At 41.4% G+C, this 16,217-nt stretch carries 16 protein-coding genes; 6 read left to right on the top strand and 10 right to left on the bottom strand.

Going from position 1 to position 16,217, the window contains the following annotated elements:
* Nucleotides 1–242: 242 nt before the first annotated feature.
* Complete coding sequence (locus tag FTU36_RS03420; RefSeq protein WP_180059327.1) at nucleotides 243–935, bottom strand: M23 family metallopeptidase; 693 nt, start codon at nucleotides 933–935, stop codon at nucleotides 243–245.
* 106 nt (nucleotides 936–1,041) lie between these two features.
* Here FTU36_RS03420 and FTU36_RS03415 point away from each other — a divergent pair, with 106 nt between their 5' ends.
* Complete coding sequence (locus FTU36_RS03415) at nucleotides 1,042–1,482, top strand: DciA family protein (RefSeq protein ID WP_180054185.1); 441 nt, start codon at nucleotides 1,042–1,044, stop codon at nucleotides 1,480–1,482.
* A gap of 97 nt (nucleotides 1,483–1,579) precedes the next feature.
* Here FTU36_RS03415 and lpxC read toward each other — a convergent pair whose 3' ends face one another.
* The 8 genes from lpxC to gshB all read right to left on the bottom strand — a co-directional run bounded on the left by lpxC (nucleotide 1,580) and on the right by gshB (nucleotide 10,944).
* Nucleotides 1,580–2,482 (bottom strand): UDP-3-O-acyl-N-acetylglucosamine deacetylase, encoded by a 903-nt coding sequence (gene lpxC / locus FTU36_RS03410; protein ID WP_180002680.1) that lies wholly within the window; start codon nucleotides 2,480–2,482, stop codon nucleotides 1,580–1,582.
* 125 nt (nucleotides 2,483–2,607) lie between these two features.
* Nucleotides 2,608–3,798 (bottom strand): cell division protein FtsZ, encoded by a 1,191-nt coding sequence (gene ftsZ, locus FTU36_RS03405; RefSeq protein WP_180041748.1) that lies wholly within the window; start codon nucleotides 3,796–3,798, stop codon nucleotides 2,608–2,610.
* A gap of 159 nt (nucleotides 3,799–3,957) precedes the next feature.
* Nucleotides 3,958–5,220 carry a cell division protein FtsA gene (ftsA, locus tag FTU36_RS03400; RefSeq protein WP_078190573.1) on the bottom strand — a complete coding sequence of 421 codons (1,263 nt, stop codon included), beginning with the start codon at nucleotides 5,218–5,220 and terminating at the stop codon, nucleotides 3,958–3,960.
* Between the two features lie 68 nt (nucleotides 5,221–5,288).
* On the bottom strand, nucleotides 5,289–6,143 hold the full coding sequence (locus tag FTU36_RS03395) for a cell division protein FtsQ/DivIB (RefSeq protein WP_180116811.1): 855 nt from the start codon (nucleotides 6,141–6,143) through the stop codon (nucleotides 5,289–5,291).
* Nucleotides 6,144–6,146: 3 nt separating this feature from the next.
* Complete coding sequence (locus FTU36_RS03390) at nucleotides 6,147–7,076, bottom strand: D-alanine--D-alanine ligase (protein ID WP_180008768.1); 930 nt, start codon at nucleotides 7,074–7,076, stop codon at nucleotides 6,147–6,149.
* Between the two features lie 59 nt (nucleotides 7,077–7,135).
* Nucleotides 7,136–8,584 carry a UDP-N-acetylmuramate--L-alanine ligase gene (gene murC, locus FTU36_RS03385; protein ID WP_078190576.1) on the bottom strand — a complete coding sequence of 483 codons (1,449 nt, stop codon included), beginning with the start codon at nucleotides 8,582–8,584 and terminating at the stop codon, nucleotides 7,136–7,138.
* A gap of 14 nt (nucleotides 8,585–8,598) precedes the next feature.
* Complete coding sequence (murG, locus tag FTU36_RS03380; protein WP_168379398.1) at nucleotides 8,599–9,696, bottom strand: undecaprenyldiphospho-muramoylpentapeptide beta-N-acetylglucosaminyltransferase; 1,098 nt, start codon at nucleotides 9,694–9,696, stop codon at nucleotides 8,599–8,601.
* Between the two features lie 303 nt (nucleotides 9,697–9,999).
* The gene (gene gshB, locus FTU36_RS03375) at nucleotides 10,000–10,944 is read right to left on the bottom strand and encodes a glutathione synthase (RefSeq protein WP_168379397.1); all 945 of its coding nucleotides are present in this window, start codon (nucleotides 10,942–10,944) and stop codon (nucleotides 10,000–10,002) included.
* A gap of 328 nt (nucleotides 10,945–11,272) precedes the next feature.
* Between gshB and FTU36_RS03370 the strand changes: the two genes are divergently transcribed.
* Together FTU36_RS03370 and FTU36_RS03365 are read left to right on the top strand one after the other, a co-directional pair.
* Entirely contained in the window at nucleotides 11,273–12,175 is a 903-nt protein-coding gene (locus tag FTU36_RS03370; protein WP_180116810.1) for a sensor domain-containing diguanylate cyclase, read from the top strand.
* A gap of 125 nt (nucleotides 12,176–12,300) precedes the next feature.
* On the top strand, nucleotides 12,301–12,498 hold the full coding sequence (locus FTU36_RS03365) for a DUF3565 domain-containing protein (RefSeq protein ID WP_180054181.1): 198 nt from the start codon (nucleotides 12,301–12,303) through the stop codon (nucleotides 12,496–12,498).
* A gap of 77 nt (nucleotides 12,499–12,575) precedes the next feature.
* Here FTU36_RS03365 and FTU36_RS03360 read toward each other — a convergent pair whose 3' ends face one another.
* Nucleotides 12,576–12,800 carry a hypothetical protein gene (locus FTU36_RS03360; protein ID WP_100329926.1) on the bottom strand — a complete coding sequence of 75 codons (225 nt, stop codon included), beginning with the start codon at nucleotides 12,798–12,800 and terminating at the stop codon, nucleotides 12,576–12,578.
* A 250-nt stretch (nucleotides 12,801–13,050) separates the two neighbouring features.
* Between FTU36_RS03360 and FTU36_RS03355 the strand changes: the two genes are divergently transcribed.
* From FTU36_RS03355 to FTU36_RS03345, 3 genes are all read left to right on the top strand, one after another.
* Complete coding sequence (locus tag FTU36_RS03355; RefSeq protein ID WP_067765721.1) at nucleotides 13,051–13,371, top strand: type II toxin-antitoxin system RelE/ParE family toxin; 321 nt, start codon at nucleotides 13,051–13,053, stop codon at nucleotides 13,369–13,371.
* On the top strand, nucleotides 13,364–13,636 hold the full coding sequence (nadS, locus tag FTU36_RS03350; protein ID WP_004641921.1) for a NadS family protein: 273 nt from the start codon (nucleotides 13,364–13,366) through the stop codon (nucleotides 13,634–13,636). Before FTU36_RS03355 ends, nadS begins: the two co-directional genes overlap by 8 nt.
* 1,144 nt (nucleotides 13,637–14,780) lie before the next feature.
* Nucleotides 14,781–16,106, top strand: coding sequence for an ISNCY family transposase (locus tag FTU36_RS03345; RefSeq protein ID WP_180116809.1), 1,326 nt, complete (start codon nucleotides 14,781–14,783; stop codon nucleotides 16,104–16,106).
* Nucleotides 16,107–16,217: the final 111 nt, after the last annotated feature.

Here is a 16,217-nt window from a genome sequence, read left to right as displayed (position 1 = left end):
GTACCATATTTTGGCTAGGCTGAGTTATCGCCACAGATGAATACGAAATAGCTCTATTATTTATTTACTAAATACTTATTGATTAACAATTACACAAATTTACATTTTTGGGTCAATTTTCGCCATATTTCATACAGACAATATTTTTTAGAATGATAATTTTATAGTTATTAGCGATAAATAAAAAAGCCATTGTCTGTAGAGGTTCAGACAATGGCTTCGTATACAGATGTTGTATGCGCTTATGGCAACATCGCTAAATACGTCGATGGGTTTTTGCGTTGACCATCTTTCACTACTTCGTAATGCAAATGTGGGCCAGTACAACGACCAGTACAACCAACGTTAGCAATATGCTCACCCGCAGCAACACGGTCGCCTACACGTGCAATTAAGCGTGATGCATGTGCATAACGTGTCAGGTAACCATTACCATGGTTGATTTCAACATATTGGCCATAACCTGTGCCCCAGCCTGATTTGGTTACAATGCCTGGACCCGTTGCATAAATAGGTGTACCACTTGCCGCAGAAAGATCTAAACCTGAATGATTTTCTGCACGGCCACCCATGGTACGGCCACCATAATTTGAGCTCACGCGCTTCATGTCTGGAAGTGGGTGGGCAATTAACCATGAATATGGATTATTTGAACTTGCTGAATAGTTTTGAGAGGAATTGCTTGAACCGTATTTTTTTGCGATTGTCGCATTGTTGAGTTCAATTGATTTTTCACGAATTTGAACATTCAACTTCGTTTCCGCTGGAACATCAATATCATTGCTTTCAGAGTAAGCACCTTGAGACAAAGTGCGAGTTAACTGTTCAATACGATCTGATGAGTCTGCTTGATTTAATTCAACTAAATCTGCAAAAGCGACTGAAGCGGCCGAAGCTGCCAATGAAAACGCCAATAAAATACGTCGTAAATGCATAAAAAACCTCTATAAACTGTTCTCTTTTGTTCCTTGTGTGATTTCGTCCTTGATATCAGCCAAAAGGAGCGCATAAGATTAAGACATAAACATGTAGGAAATATGTATGTCAGAACCTGTCAACGTCTTTCAACCAACAAGAAAACACATAAAAACAGGAAACTTGTCGTTTCTCTCAACGCAAGTTGCTGCATGGCAGAAGCTTACGAAAATTGTTCAACCGCTATTGCCCCAACCGGATCAATGGCAAGTCGTTTGTTATATAAACGGTGTACTTATATTAACTGGAGAAAATCAGGCACTGATAAGTCAGTTGGCCTATTTACAAAAGCAATATATTGCACAATTATCACAAATATACGAATTCAAGGATTTACACAAGATTCAAGTCCGTCTGAGAACTCCGTCTCCAACGCCCCATTCCCCTGAAAAAATTTCAAGAACCCTCAGTACAGAAACTCAGGATTTACTCCGTAATGCTGCTGACTTTGTGAGCGACCCTAAGCTTAGCCAAGCAATGCTGCGTTTGGCAAGCAATAAAAAGTAACCACCCAGTTGTAACAGACAAATTTGAATGCTCAGAATGTGACAGACTTAACACTTACAAATGATACAATATAACATCACTATTATAAGACAATGACTTATGTCACATTCACATAACTAATTGGGCAATCATTAATGTCATCAAATGTTACAATTTCATAGCTATCTGGATCACTTTTGACATTGCGTAATAACTGATTATTTAATGCATGACCTGACTTATAGGCATCATATTTCGCAATAATTTGATGACCAAGCAAATATAAATCACCCACAGCATCTAATATTTTGTGACGAACAAACTCATCCGAGAAGCGTAAACCCTCTTCATTGACCACACCATTTTCATCTACGCCAATGGCATTTTCGAGACTCGCCCCCAAAGCCAAATTATTGGCTTTGAGATAATCCAAATCTTTCATAAAGCCAAAAGTCCGCGCTTCACTGACTTCATAGACAAATGTTTCGGTTGAAAAGTCGATGGTTGCCGATTGAAATTCTTTCTTAAATGCAGGATGGTCAAAATCAATCGTAAAATTTAATTGGAAACCGTCATGCGGTTGGAAGGCAGCACGTTTATCATCGATCAGTGCTTCGACAGGTTTGCGTATTTTTATGAATTTTTTAGGTGCATTTTGTTCTTGTAGTTCACCTTGCATAAGCAAATAAATGAATGGGCCGGCACTCCCATCCATAATGGGCACTTCAGACGCCGACACTTCCACGATCAGGTTATCAATCCCTAAACCAGCAATCGCACTCATAATGTGCTCAATTGTGCCCACCTTAGCATTTTCTTGCACCAAGTTAGAACACATGAATGCTTCTTGAATCAGCATAGCATCAGCTGGAATATCAATCGGTGGATTTAAGTCGATACGACGAAACACAATGCCCCCATCGGCATGATGTGGCACAAAGTTAATCATCACTTTTTGCCCACTATGCAGTCCGATGCCACTCGCTTTCACGATGCGTTTCAGGGTACGTTGTTTCAACATGTGTCTTCTATCATCAGTTCACAAAACCGCTATACGTTAGCATATTTAGCCATTGATAAAAAACAAAAAGGTAGCTGATCAGCTACCTTTTGCAATCAATAGACACTTAAGTCATTGAATTTGTTTTATTTACGTTGCTGATTTTTCAAGTAGTCTTGAATACTCATTGGCGTAGGGCGTGAATTCGATGCTGACGCCACCGCAGCCGCCGGAGCAGCTGCTTCATTATGTTGACGTTGAATCGCTGGTACATCATCTTCATCTACAGGAGCTTGTGCAGAAGCGACTGTACGTGTTGCTTGTGCGACAGGGCGTTTCACTGGCTCAGCAGAATCGGCAGAATTACGAGTTAAACCCGTTGCGATCACAGTTACACTAATTTCATCACGTGCATCTGGATCAAATACCGTACCGTAGAACACTTGACCTTCATCAAGATCCACAATTTGGTTCACTACATCTGTGATTTCTTCAATTTCACCGAAGGTTACGTCATCGCCACCTGTTACGTTAATCAAAATGCCTTTTGCATTCATGATGGTCACGTTATCTAACAATGGGCTACGGATCGCTTGTTCAGCAGCTTGACGTGCACGGTTTTCACCACGACCAGAACCTGCACCCATCATGGCATAACCACGTGTACTCATCGCAGTTTTCAAATCGGCGAAGTCAAGGTTGATATGACCAGGACGCACCACAAGATCAAAGATACTACGTACAGCATTTAACAGTACGTCGTCTGCTTTTTTGTAAGCATCTTTCATCGAGATATCACGGAACACTTTTAGCAGGCGTTGGTTCGGAATAATAATTAGAGAATCAACATGTTGCTCAAGGGCTTCGATACCTTTCTCAGCAGATTGCTGACGACGTTTACCTTCAAAGTTAAACGGAGTCGTCACCACACCTACCGTTAAGATACCCATTTCTTTGGCAATTTCAGCAACAACCGGCGCAGCACCTGTACCAGTACCACCGCCCATACCTGCAGTCACGAACACCATGTCCGTACCTTCAAGGTGTTGGCGAATCAACTCACGGCTTTCTTCAGCAGCAGTTTGACCCACTTGTGGATTTGCACCTGCACCCAAACCACGCGTGCTTTGCTCGCCGAGTTGGATTTTAAATTGTGCATTCATGCGGTCGAGTGCTTGTTTGTCTGTATTGGCACAAACAAATTTTACACCCTCGATATCTGATTCCAACATGTGTTGCACAGCGTTACCGCCAGCACCACCCACACCGAATACTGTGAAACGGGCTTGACCGTTGCTGTCGCTTTGATCATCTTCTAAAAATTCAAATGAGGCCATGCCTAAAAAATTCCTAATCCATAATTGGCAGACACTTCAGCCCGTATACTGCCTTGATCTTAATAAAAATTGTTTTTTAGAATGCTGTCCAAGTTCCAGCTTGTCAAGTACAAGCAATAATCCGTACAACTTCCCAACAATATTCCCAAATATTTCAACTTAAAAGATCGACTTCAAGGTGTCATTGAAGCCCGACCATGCCCGTTTTACCCGATTCAATACTGAAAGTTTTTCCGTATCTTCTGGCTCAACGATCGTATCTTGTGTTTCGCTTTGACTGAAAATTAACAGACCTGCGGCAGTCGCGTATTGTGAACGACGTAAAGCTGCTTGCTGTTGATCATCGGCATACACTTGCATAGGTGGATTACCTAAATGTGCAGAGACACCTAAAATCCGGCGTGCAAATGTCACCATTCCTTCAATTTGGCAGGCATCACCTGTGAGTACAACACCATGGTATAAACCATGAATTGCACCATGATCGACCAATTCATTACGCACTTGATTAAAGATTTCTTCATAGCGCGCAATAATGATTTCGGTCAGTTCAATACGGCTAATGGTTTGTGGACCATCAATCCCTTGGAACTGAATCATACTTTCAGGTTTAACCACTTTCAGGTCGACACAACCATACAACAGCTTAATGCGTTCCGCTTCTTCTGTTGTGGTTTGCAATACAGCAGCAATATCACGTGTTACATGCTCACCGCCACGTTGCAAGGTATGTGTCATCGCCAAGCGACCATCTAAATACACCGCGATATTGGTCGTACCTGCACCAATATCGACCAAGCACACACCATATTCTTTTTCATCTTTAAGCAAACTGGCTTCAGCTGTTGCTAATGATGAAATGACCATGCGTTCAACACCAATATTGGCGCCTTTTAATGCACGATCCAAATTCTGCATAGTGCTGATGGGTAACATCATCAAATGATAATGTCCTGTCATACTCCGTGCTGACATACGAATCGGGTTTAATACCCACTCAGGTTCATCATCTAGTTCAAAACCTAAAGGTACAGCACTCACCAAATAATGGTCAGACGTTAAATGACTGGCTTTGGCCAGTTCTAAAGCACGCACCACTTCATTGGTGGTAATCGCATGGTCATTATTTTCAATTGGAGTACGACCAGAGGCATAAAAACTTTTTAGTTCAGCACTTGGAATGGAAATCCACGCAGAATGTACACGACATTCCGCCATATCTTCCGCTTCCTGCACTGCATTTTTAATTGCGGTAACAACTTTATCGAGACTGACAATTTTCCCTTTATTCATGCCGCGGTTACGAGCGGTCGCCATCCCTACCACTTGGATATTGTCTGGCGCGTGTACCTTACCAATCAAAACTGAAACTTTGTGTGTCCCAATGTCAATCGCAACAACCGAGGGAACAGCTTCATTCATTATTTACTACTACCATTCACATGTTTGTTTAATTTATGGCTTAAAGCCTCTACTTATAAAGCCGATCATTATGGCTTTACAGGCGCTGCATTCGCAATGCCTATGTCATCACTGGTTACAACAAACTGACCATTTATCGACTTTGCTGGCACAGAGTTTTTCCATTGAATCGCTAAACCATTTCGGTAGCGCAAATCGATGGCAGAAATTCGTGGCCAAACAGGTTTTAAGTCACTGTGTGCGAGATAACTTAAACGCTGCAACTTACTCATGGTTTGATCCTGATCGACAATCACACGTAAGCCTGAATCAAACTGCATAAACCAAGTCATTCGTTCGGTTAAATATAATTCTTTTAAACGAATGCCAACAGGTATAAATAGTTGATTAATTTCATTATAGCGACGCATCATCATTTTGGACTGACTCGTCGGCCCATGCAATAACGGTAAATTCTGATGATTGGTCGGAGTTAATTCAGCAAATACATCACCACTGTCGCTTAACAGTCGCCCAGTTCCCCAACGTGCAATCGCTTGACGCGGCATCACCCGTACACGAATTGCATTCGGCCATGCACGCGATACCACCACGCGATCGACCCAAGAGATTTCTAAAGTACGGTCACGAATGACACGTAAATCAGAGGTAAAATAGTTTTCAGTCATCATCGGTGAAACGTATGACATGACTTGTTGTTTTTCTTGGGCGCTCCGCACACCCACCACATCAAGTTCAGCCACACGTGCATCCGTCATGACTTTATATAGCCCCCAAATTCCGGCAATCAAAACCACACATGCAATAAACAACAACAGCCATCCACCCACATTGGTAAGTTTTTCCTTACGTGTCGGTGGTTTGTCATGTATCGATGTCGTTGCTGCACGTTTACGGCGCATAGACGCAGGAAGTTGAGCCATAATTTAGTGTGCCGCACCTGTCAGGGTTTGTTCCAAAATTGCAACACAAAGATCTTCAAAACTATAACCTACAGCATTAGCAGCTTTTGGTACTAGAGAATGACTGGTCATACCCGGAACAGTATTTACCTCAAGTAACCAGAAGTTTCCTTCGGCATCCTGCATCGCGTCAATACGACCCCAACCACTCGCACCTACCGCTTGGAAAGCGCGTAAAGATAAAGCTTGTAGACGCTTTTCTTCATCTTCAGTCAAGCCACATGGAATACCATATTGCACATCGTTACGGTTATATTTCGCTTCGTAATCGTAAAAAGCCACATCTGCAGGCGGTTCTAAACGAATCACAGGTAATGCCTGACCATTTAAAATCACAATGGTAAATTCACGTCCGGTAATCCATTTTTCAGCCATCACAACTGCATCATGCTGGGTCGCTTTGGCAATTGCGGTTGCAAAGTCTTCAATTTTTTCAACTTTGCTCATACCAATGCTTGAGCCTTCATGCACCGGCTTAATGATAAATGGCAAACCAATTGAATCTACAATTTCTTGTAAATCTGAATCTTTGCTGACAATACGATAAGGTGCTGTCGGTAGTTCTGAACCTTGCCAAACTTGTTTAGTTTTGACTTTATCCATACCAATCGCTGAGCCTTGAACGCCCGTTCCAGTGTACGGAATGTTTAACCATTCCAAAGTACCCTGAATTTGACCATCTTCACCACCACGGCCATGAAGTACGATAAATGCACGGTCATAAGCCACCAACTCAGTCACACTGCGTTGCTGCGGATCAAATGCTTCGGCATTTACACCCGAACGCACCAATGCTTCAAGTACAGCTTTACCACTATCGAGAGAAACCTCACGTTCGGCAGATTTCCCACCTAATAACACGGCAACTTTGCCGAATTTTGAAGCATTTGACACGTTTATATCCTTAAACTTTTATCTACGGTCTAAACAAACTTTGGATCACCCAGCGGTGATCATTTTACATAGAGATTGTTTTGAGCAAGTTCGATTGAGATTGCTCCAACATTACCTGCGCCCTGTGTTAATAACAAGTCATTTGCTTGTAACACTTTTTTCATTACTGCTTGTAAGTTGCCTTCTACTGGATCGATGAGAATCGGCTCAACCTCACCACGGAGACGAATGCTTCGAGCCAACGCACGACTATCCGCACCCACAATTGGTTTTTCACCTGCAGGATAAACTTCTAATAACAACAGTTGATCGACTTGAGACAAGACATCGACGAAGTCATCAAAACAGTCACGCGTACGGCTAAAACGATGTGGCTGGAACATCATCACCAAACGACGATCTGGATGACTTGCACGTGCTGCTTTAATGGTCGCTTCCACTTCTTTTGGATGGTGACCATAGTCATCGACCAATTTCACCAAGCCATCTTCAACTTCAAATTCGCCTTGGACTTGGAAACGACGACCTACGCCACTGAAGCTTTCTAAGGCACGTGCAATCGCAGCATCAGAAACGCCTTCATCCGTTGCAATACCAATCGCTGCCAAGGCATTTAAGATGTTATGAAGACCCGGCAAGTTAATGGTTAAACGTAACGGCTCACGGTCTTTACGCAAAACTGTAAAGTGTGATTGCATGCCTTCTTGAGCCACATCAACAGCACGAATGTCATTGTCTTCATTGAAACCATAAGTCACGACAGGACGACCAATACGCGGCATAATTTCACGGATGTTGGCATCATCACCACACATCACGGCTAAACCGTAAAATGGAAGACGCTGTAAGAATTGCACAAAGGTATCTTTCAATACATCAAAGCTACCGCCATAGGTATCCATATGGTCAGCATCGATATTGGTGACAATCGTTGCCATCGGCTGTAAATGCAGGAAAGATGCATCTGATTCATCCGCTTCGGCCACGATATAACGACTTGCACCCAATGCAGCATTCACACCAGTACGATTTAACAAACCACCAATGACATAAGTTGGATCCAGATTTTCTTCTGCCAACATGCAGGTCACAAGACTGGTTGTCGTGGTTTTACCATGCGTCCCAGCAACGGCAATACCATGACGGTAACGCATTAATTCACCCAACATTTCTGCACGACGTACAACAGGTGTACGGGTTTCAATCGCCGCTTTCACTTCTGGGTTTTCAGAATCAATGGCTGTTGATACCACGATTACATTGGCGCCTTGAATATTTTCAGCAGCATGACCGATGAAAACTTGAATGCCGTTTTCTTCAAGCTGAGCCGTAGTTTTCGACGCTTTAATATCTGAACCTGAAACTTTATAGCCTTGGTTTTTCAATACTTCGGCAATACCGCACATGCCCGCACCACCAATCCCAATAAAATGGATGTGTTTAATACGGCGCATTTCTGGCACTTTAATGAGCTTTTTCGCTTGATCGGCAGGCGTTGATGGAGACATAGATTACTCGAATTTTACAAATCTTGAATTAAACCAACCACGTGCTGTGTCGCATCGGGTTGTGCCTGTTGTCGAGCCTTAACCGCCATTTCCATAAGTCGTTGGCGATTCATCAGCGGCTTCAACAACGCTGTTAAACTTTCTGCGGTCATATCCGCTTGTGGGCAAATTTTTGCAGCATTGATATTGGCCAAGAACCCTGCATTTGCAGTTTGATGGTCATCCACTGCACTTGGCAGAGGAACAAACACGGCTGCTACACCTGCTGTCGCAATTTCAGTGACGGTTAGCGCACCAGCACGGCAGATAATCAAATCCGCTGCAGAATAGGCTGCTGCCATATCTTCAATAAACGGCTGAACTTCAACTTGCATATGTTCAGGTGCATTTGCATAACGAGCCAATGTGCTTTCAGCGTTATTTTGACCACACTGGTGATATACACTGAGTGGCTGTTCTAATTGCTGCAAGGCTGCCGGCACACATTCATTTAAGGCACGTGCGCCCAGTGAGCCACCCACAATTAAAACCCGTAATGGCAACCCAGCTTTTTCACGCTCTTGGTAACGCCATGACGGATTTAAAATTTCTGTAATTTCTTTACGTACAGGATTCCCTGTGGTTACGATTTTATCTTGTGCTGGAAAGGTATTTGGAAATGCCTGACAAACAATTTTGGCCACACGTGACAACTGCGTATTGGTAAAACCTGCCACCGCATTTTGTTCATGGATAATGACTGGAATGCCCAATGCACGAGCTGCCAAGCCACCCGGCCCAGCCACATACCCCCCAAAGCCTGCAACTGCATCGACTTTGAGTTGTTTCATATAACGCATGGCACTCAATGTAGCTTTGAGAATTTTAAATGGTGCCATCAGCTTACGCACGACTCCATTGCCGCGTACGCCTTGGATATCAATTTGATAAATTGGAATATTATGATTTTTAAGCAGGCGATTTTCCATACCTGTTGGCGTTGCGAGCCAAGAAACTTCACAGCCTTGTTGTTGCAACTCTTTGGCAACAGCGAGCGCTGGAAAGACGTGACCACCGGTTCCGGCAGCCATCATCATGACATGTTTCGGCTTTACTTGCGTTACTTCGGTCACTGTCTAATTCTTCAATTCTAAAAAGAGGCTAATGATATTCGATTTTAAGCAAACAATTGTAATCACAAACGCATGACCGTGAAAGGTAATTTACTTTTTTTCAACAGGCGTATGATTGTTTTTTTCTACTATTTTAAAAGTTTAAACTAGTTTTATTATTAATCTATGAGAATTGAAAAAAAATCAGACAATTTTTCACTTTAATTGCATTCACTTACAGTTTTTTTGCTTTTTAAGCTCCCCTCCCCTTAGCGCAGGCCAAAAAAAGAGCCCGTGAAGGACTCTTTTAAATCTAGTGCAAAATTAAGCTTTTAAACCTGCCTCAAGGACATCAAATAAATCATCGGCAATCGAGGTGCCAAATTGCGCATCAATTTCACGTACGCAGGTTGGACTGGTGACATTAATTTCAGTCACGTAATTACCAATCACATCCAGACCAACAAACACTAACCCTTTTTCACGAAGGAATGGCCCAACTTTGGCTGCAATGGCTTTATCATTTTCGGTCAATGGACGCGCCTCGCCCAAACCACCTGCCGCCAAGTTGCCACGCACTTCGCCATTTTGCGGAATACGCGCCAAACAATACGGTACGGGTTCGCCATTGATCATCAAGATGCGCTTGTCGCCATCCACAATTTCTGGGATGTATCGCTGCGCCATAATCGGCTGTGTGCCGTTATTGGTCAGGATTTCAATGGTTGAACCAATATTAACGCCATCTTGGTATAAACGGAAAATGCCCATGCCGCCCATGCCGTCTAATGGCTTCACAATCACATCACCATGTTCTTGTAAAAATTCACGAATCAGACTTTGCTGCGAAGTCACCAAGGTTGGTACTTGAAGTTCAGGGAATTGTGTCGCAAACAATTTTTCATTGCAGTCACGTAGGCTTTGTGGCTTGTTAATAATCCATGCACCTTCGCGTTCAGCCTGTTCCAAAATATAGGTGGTGTAGACAAAGTTCATGTCAAACGGCGGATCTTTACGCATCAAAACCACGTCATAAGCAGCAATTGGTTCTTTTTGTTTTTCGCCGAGTTCGTAATAGTGGTTGTAGTCTTCAAAAACTTTTAGCGGTGAAATCAAACCAAAGGCTTTGCCTTGATCGATATATAAATCTTGCTGTAATGCATAGCCTAGCTCATGTCCACGACGTGCTGCTGCCCATAGCATCGCCATTGAGGTATCTTTTTTTAGGTTTACATTTTCGATGGGATCCATCACAACAAGTACACGCATTATTCAGTGCTCTGTTCATTATCAATTTATGAATGAGTATAGCCGAGATTTTTCTTTTGTTTATTCTGATTTTGCATGTGTATGTATGGATTCGTGTGATGCAGGCGATAATTCGATATATTTCTATCATCGGCCTTATCTCAATAAAGGAAATAAGCCGTGAAAGCATTATGGCGTTAGGCCTGTGTAAATCGACGCCAAACAATCGATACAGATATTCATCACATCTACATCTCGCCCATCACTATTTTTGGTGAAAAAACACGTGCTTTTTATTTTTTTTTAGCTATTGTGTTAATTATTGTAAATAAAGAAATAGAATTAATTAATGATCAACATTGAGCAGATGGCTATCATTCTTAATGCTTTGCCAGACCCTGCTTTTGTCATATCGCGTAGTGGAAAATACGTTGCGGTTTTTGGTGGGCGCGATAATCGCTATTACCACGATGGTTCCGGTCTTGTTGGTACCTATATTTCAGATGTGATCAAGCCAGATAAAGCCAACTTGTTTATGCAACTGATCGACCAAGCTCTAGCGTCAGGAAATCTACTCATCGAAGAGTACGAATTGAGCAATAGGGATGTAAAAGGTCTGCCCGATTATGGTCCTGAAGAGCCCATTTGGTTTGAGGTGCGCATCCAAGCCCTCAGTTTTTCAGTAGATGAAGAAGACGTTGTGCTTTGGGTCGCAAGTAATATTTCAGCGCGTCACAACTTGGAAATTAAGCTGAAGGAACTCAGCCATACGGATCAGTTAACCGGTCTTTTCAATCGAAGAAAATTAGAGCATGACTTAGCATTACATTATGAGTCATACCTACGACATTCCATACAGACCTCGATTTTGATGTTCGATCTTGATAACCTCAAAAAAATCAACGACAGCAAAGGTCATCATGTCGGTGATGAGGCAATCCGAGCAGTCGCAAATATTCTTCGTTTAACGCTGCGCAAGACTGATTGCGCCTGCCGCTTAGGTGGAGATGAGTTTGTGGTCGCATTACCCAACACGGGCTGTGAACAAGCCATTCAATTTGCCAAACGGATTCATGAACATTCCAGAAAAGAATTAAGTCGGTTTTCAATAGATAACGCCCATGTCACCGTGAGCATAGGAGTAACAACCATCATGCCTGAAGATTGTACCTACGAAGATACAATTAAGCGTGCTGATCTAGCGCTGTATAAAGCCAAACATGGCGGGAAAAATAGAACTGTCGCGGCGTAAGCGTGCGGCAGAAATAAACCAAATTTCACAGTCTATTTAGCAATTTGATATTCAAGCCGTTGTGATTGCTCAGCATGAGCTCTCTCCCCTTTTCAACATAAGTTCAGTTTAGATAGGTGTCCGATATGCAGCAAGCCATTGTTGATTTTGCCTTGGATGATGAAAATCATTGGTATGCTATTTTAGCTTGTGGCCATACACAGCATGTCCGGCATGATCCGCCTTGGCAAAACCGTCCTTGGGTTATCACTGAGCAAGGACGGAACGAAAAGTTAGGGGTAATGTTGGAATGTAAGAAGTGTGATGAAGAGAGTTTCGTATAAGAGATTTTATGTTAAACGAGTGATGAAAAGGCTCATGAATTGTGCCTTTCATATAACATCTATTATTTAATTTTAAATTATGAATGTTGAATATCGAATACCGTACCTAATCGAGCTGATATTTTTTCAATAGTAGACTCCAATACTTCAGAGGTTAGATCTAATTTAATTTCTTCTGGATAAAGATTTAATAATTCCTTAATAGAGGGTCGCTGATTTAAAGGTAGACAATCAATTAAGGCCATCAAAAATTTAGGATCAAAAGATCTTATTGATTTAGCCTTTAGAACTAAACGAGGCATTCTATATATTTATTCTAATAATGTACTTAATGTAAATTATATCAATTAATTAAATATACTATAAATGACTTTTTGTATCAAAAAATTGAATATTTATTTACCTTTTGGTTGTAATTTCTATTACCTAAAAATCAAAATTGAAGCTAATCACGTAAGATAATTTCGGTTATGAGAAATGAGAGCTACCTTTTCTCGTTTTTTTATTCTAAAACTGCTAAAATTCTTATACGCCATTGACGTACTTGAGCTCATGTTATTCATTGAAACCAGTGTTTTTACCAAGCAAATTAAAGAGCTTGTAAGTGATGAAGAGTATCGTCAGCTCCAGCAAGATCTTTTGGTACAACCTGATAAAGGTGACTTAATCAAGAATGGTGGTGGAATTCGTAAAGTACGCTGTACTCAAGGCAATAAAGGTAAAAGCGGCGGCATCCGGGTGATCTATTATTGGGTCACAGAAGATGATCAGATATTTTTCCTGGTGGCTTATCCAAAGTCTGTGAAAGATAATCTGACAGACAAAGAAACATCGATCCTGCGTCAATTAGTAAAGGAGCAATTTCATGGATAACAACTTATTTGATGACCTGGTTGCTTCAATCAAAGAAGCTGGTGCCATCAAACGTAATGAGATAAAGGCCAGTCGAGTCACAGAGCTTGAATTGCCAGATATTAAAGAAGTACGTGAGAAAACTGGATTAACGCAAGCAGAGTTTGCTGCACGTTTGCATATTAGCGCGAGAACGCTACAGAACTGGGAACAAGGCCGACGCTATCCGACTGGTCCTGCAGCGACTTTAATTCGCATTCTGGATGCCCATCCAACTTTGATCTAAATATTTTAGATAATAAAAAACCCCAGCATCCTGCCGGGGTTTCTCATATTGGGTTGCTAGGTATGACTCCTGTCTTACCTCACGCTCCTGGTGCGATCTTTCTTATTCTTGTTGTTTGGAACATCCTGTTCTCTATGACTTCATCATAGGAAAATTCACCTATCCTGGATAGCCGCAAAGGGCCGAGTTTTATGTGAGCCAAAGCGTACAAAATAGCCTAAATTTTATCCCCAGCAATTGGGGATAGTTTTGGAACCTGGATCCGTATGAAATGGGCACTGATTGCTAAATTGATCATTTTTTTAGCCAATTTTCTTGGCAAAAACTATCAAAATCGATCATAAAAAAGCCGACTTGTTTCAAAGTCGGCTTTTTGGGCATTTTTGGATTTTTCTATTTTTATTAAGTAGTTGATATTTATATTAATATACAAGTGTACTTCGTATAATCGCCATTATGTTAAATAGATTAAAATTGAGTCATTTATCTGAAAGGATTTTTAAGATATTCCTTTAATATAGAAATAATTAATAGTGTACTAATCAAAACTAGAACTGCTATAAGAATCCAAAACATACAAACCACAAATATTAAACATTAATAACACAATAATAATAATATTTTTCTGAGAATTAAGTAATTGATATTTAGATTATTTTACAAGTTCAGGTTTTTGTTAAGTTTTAATGGCTTTGTTGCATAAATATGTAAGCATCTGATTTAAATAAATTTAATTTTAGATCAAAAAATAATCAAAACTTTTAAAATCATATAGTTATGAAATCTTTGTGCAACAAAGCCATTCTTAATTGATGGAGATTTCACTTCACCTGGTAACAATATAAGCGTGTTATTTATTTTTTGGGATTTAGATGAGTTCCTTCTTCACTACTTTATTTTGGACTACTTATTTTGGCTTAGTTTTCTGTTGATTTGTTATTTATATCTCAAAAAGAGAAAAAATCGAGTCTAATCTATCTTGTAGCGTTCCTAAAATTAACATAATACACCTTATGCGAAATCAAAAAAGGGAGCTGTGTAACTCCAAAATAGAAATGTCCGGTTTCTCCAAAGTAAAAATGTCCGCTTTTAGAATATGCACTTTTGCGATTTCCTTAGCGGACGGTTTGATATGTTGGTGTCTATGTCGGATAAAGAACTTAAACGATTGTCGGTCTTGCAGGAAATCTGCGATCAACGCATAACTCAATCCCAGGCTGCTCAGCTACTTCATATTTCAGAACGTCAGATCAGACGCTTACTGCAGAAATACAAAGCCCAAGGTCCAGTTGCATTAGCCCATGCCGGTCGTGGCCAAATCAGCAATTCCAAACTTCCTGAAGAACTCAGACTCAAATGCCTCAATATTGTTTCTGACCAACTCCATGGTTTCGGACCCACTTTAGCGCATGAAAAGCTCACCACCGTGCATGGATTCGATCTTTCAGTAGAAACCCTGCGTTCCTGGATGATTGCAGCTGACTTATGGATTCCTCGATCCAAGCGCCTGAAGCGCCCGTATCAGCCTCGTTACAACCGGGATTGCTTTGGTGAGCTGATCCAAATTGATGGCTCACACCATGACTGGTTTGAAGGACGCGCTGCTAAATGCTGCCTACTGGTGTTCATTGATGATGCCACAGGCAAATTACAGCATTTACGCTTCTGTGAGTCAGAATCAACTTTTGACTATATGATTTCAACACGTTTATATGTCGAACAGCACGGTAAGCCTTTAGCGTTTTACAGCGACAAACATTCAGTCTTTAGAGTGAATCAAAGCAGCAAGAAAGACACCAAGATTACCCAGTTTGGACGTGTACTCAGCACCCTGAATATCGATATCATCTTCGCCAATTCACCGCAGGCCAAAGGCCGTGTAGAACGGGCCAACAGAACCCTTCAGGACCGTCTGATCAAGGAGATGCGCCTGAAAGGCATCTGTTCGATTGAGCAAGCGAATGCCTGGCTACCCTGCTTCATTGAGCAGTTCAATCAGAAGTTCGCCAAGATGGCTTTTAATCCTAAGAATCTACATCGGCCGATCACTGAAACAGCCGAAGAGTTAGATGATATTTTTACTTGGCGTGAACCCCGCAGAGTCACGAATAGCCTGACGATTACTTATGATAAATGCGTATATCTCTTGGAAAACACCGAAGAAAATCAGAGGTTGATCGGTAAGTATCTTGAGTTCCTGGAATACCCGGATGGTACTGTAGCCATCATGCATAATAGCCGAAAGATCAATTACAGCCTCTTCGATAAATTAAGTCAGCTGAATCAGCGAGAGATTGTTGAGAATAAACGGTTGAGTGCTGTTCTGAATCATATCCAACAACAACATGAAGAACTGGAACAGCAAAACAAACGTAATCGTTCTCAAAAGATGCCAAGCAGACGTGCACAGAAAACAGCAATTCAAGAACGAAATCTAAATCCTGTGCTTGACTTGGAAATGTCCATATAGGACATTTCTATTTGGTTATTAGGTAGGACATTTCTACTTAGGAATAACACAAAAAAGGGAGCTGTAAGCTCCCTTTTTTACTAATTTTTTTCAATTTTTAGATGTCAATCT

Source organism: Acinetobacter sp. YH12096 (assembly GCF_013419215.1).
GTDB lineage: Bacteria > Pseudomonadota > Gammaproteobacteria > Pseudomonadales > Moraxellaceae > Acinetobacter > Acinetobacter amyesii.
The sequence above is the reverse complement of the archived record's forward strand: the minus strand, read 5'-3'. Positions and strand labels throughout refer to the sequence as shown.

Bases quoted from the DNA above. Each gene is read 5' to 3' on its own strand.
- murC (WP_078190576.1), bottom strand. From the start codon at position 8,584: ATGTCTCCATCAACGCCTGCCGATCAAGCGAAAAAGCTCATTAAAGTG.
- FTU36_RS03370 (WP_180116810.1), top strand. From the start codon at position 11,273: ATGATCAACATTGAGCAGATGGCTATCATTCTTAATGCTTTGCCAGAC.
- FTU36_RS03420 (WP_180059327.1), bottom strand. From the start codon at position 935: ATGCATTTACGACGTATTTTATTGGCGTTTTCATTGGCAGCTTCGGCC.
- FTU36_RS03415 (WP_180054185.1), top strand. From the start codon at position 1,042: ATGTCAGAACCTGTCAACGTCTTTCAACCAACAAGAAAACACATAAAA.
- FTU36_RS03360 (WP_100329926.1), bottom strand. From the start codon at position 12,800: ATGCCTCGTTTAGTTCTAAAGGCTAAATCAATAAGATCTTTTGATCCT.
- lpxC (WP_180002680.1), bottom strand. From the start codon at position 2,482: ATGTTGAAACAACGTACCCTGAAACGCATCGTGAAAGCGAGTGGCATC.
- ftsA (WP_078190573.1), bottom strand. From the start codon at position 5,220: ATGAATGAAGCTGTTCCCTCGGTTGTTGCGATTGACATTGGGACACAC.
- FTU36_RS03345 (WP_180116809.1), top strand. From the start codon at position 14,781: ATGTCGGATAAAGAACTTAAACGATTGTCGGTCTTGCAGGAAATCTGC.
- FTU36_RS03355 (WP_067765721.1), top strand. From the start codon at position 13,051: ATGTTATTCATTGAAACCAGTGTTTTTACCAAGCAAATTAAAGAGCTT.
- FTU36_RS03395 (WP_180116811.1), bottom strand. From the start codon at position 6,143: ATGGCTCAACTTCCTGCGTCTATGCGCCGTAAACGTGCAGCAACGACA.
- gshB (WP_168379397.1), bottom strand. From the start codon at position 10,944: ATGCGTGTACTTGTTGTGATGGATCCCATCGAAAATGTAAACCTAAAA.
- ftsZ (WP_180041748.1), bottom strand. From the start codon at position 3,798: ATGGCCTCATTTGAATTTTTAGAAGATGATCAAAGCGACAGCAACGGT.
- FTU36_RS03365 (WP_180054181.1), top strand. From the start codon at position 12,301: ATGCAGCAAGCCATTGTTGATTTTGCCTTGGATGATGAAAATCATTGG.
- nadS (WP_004641921.1), top strand. From the start codon at position 13,364: ATGGATAACAACTTATTTGATGACCTGGTTGCTTCAATCAAAGAAGCT.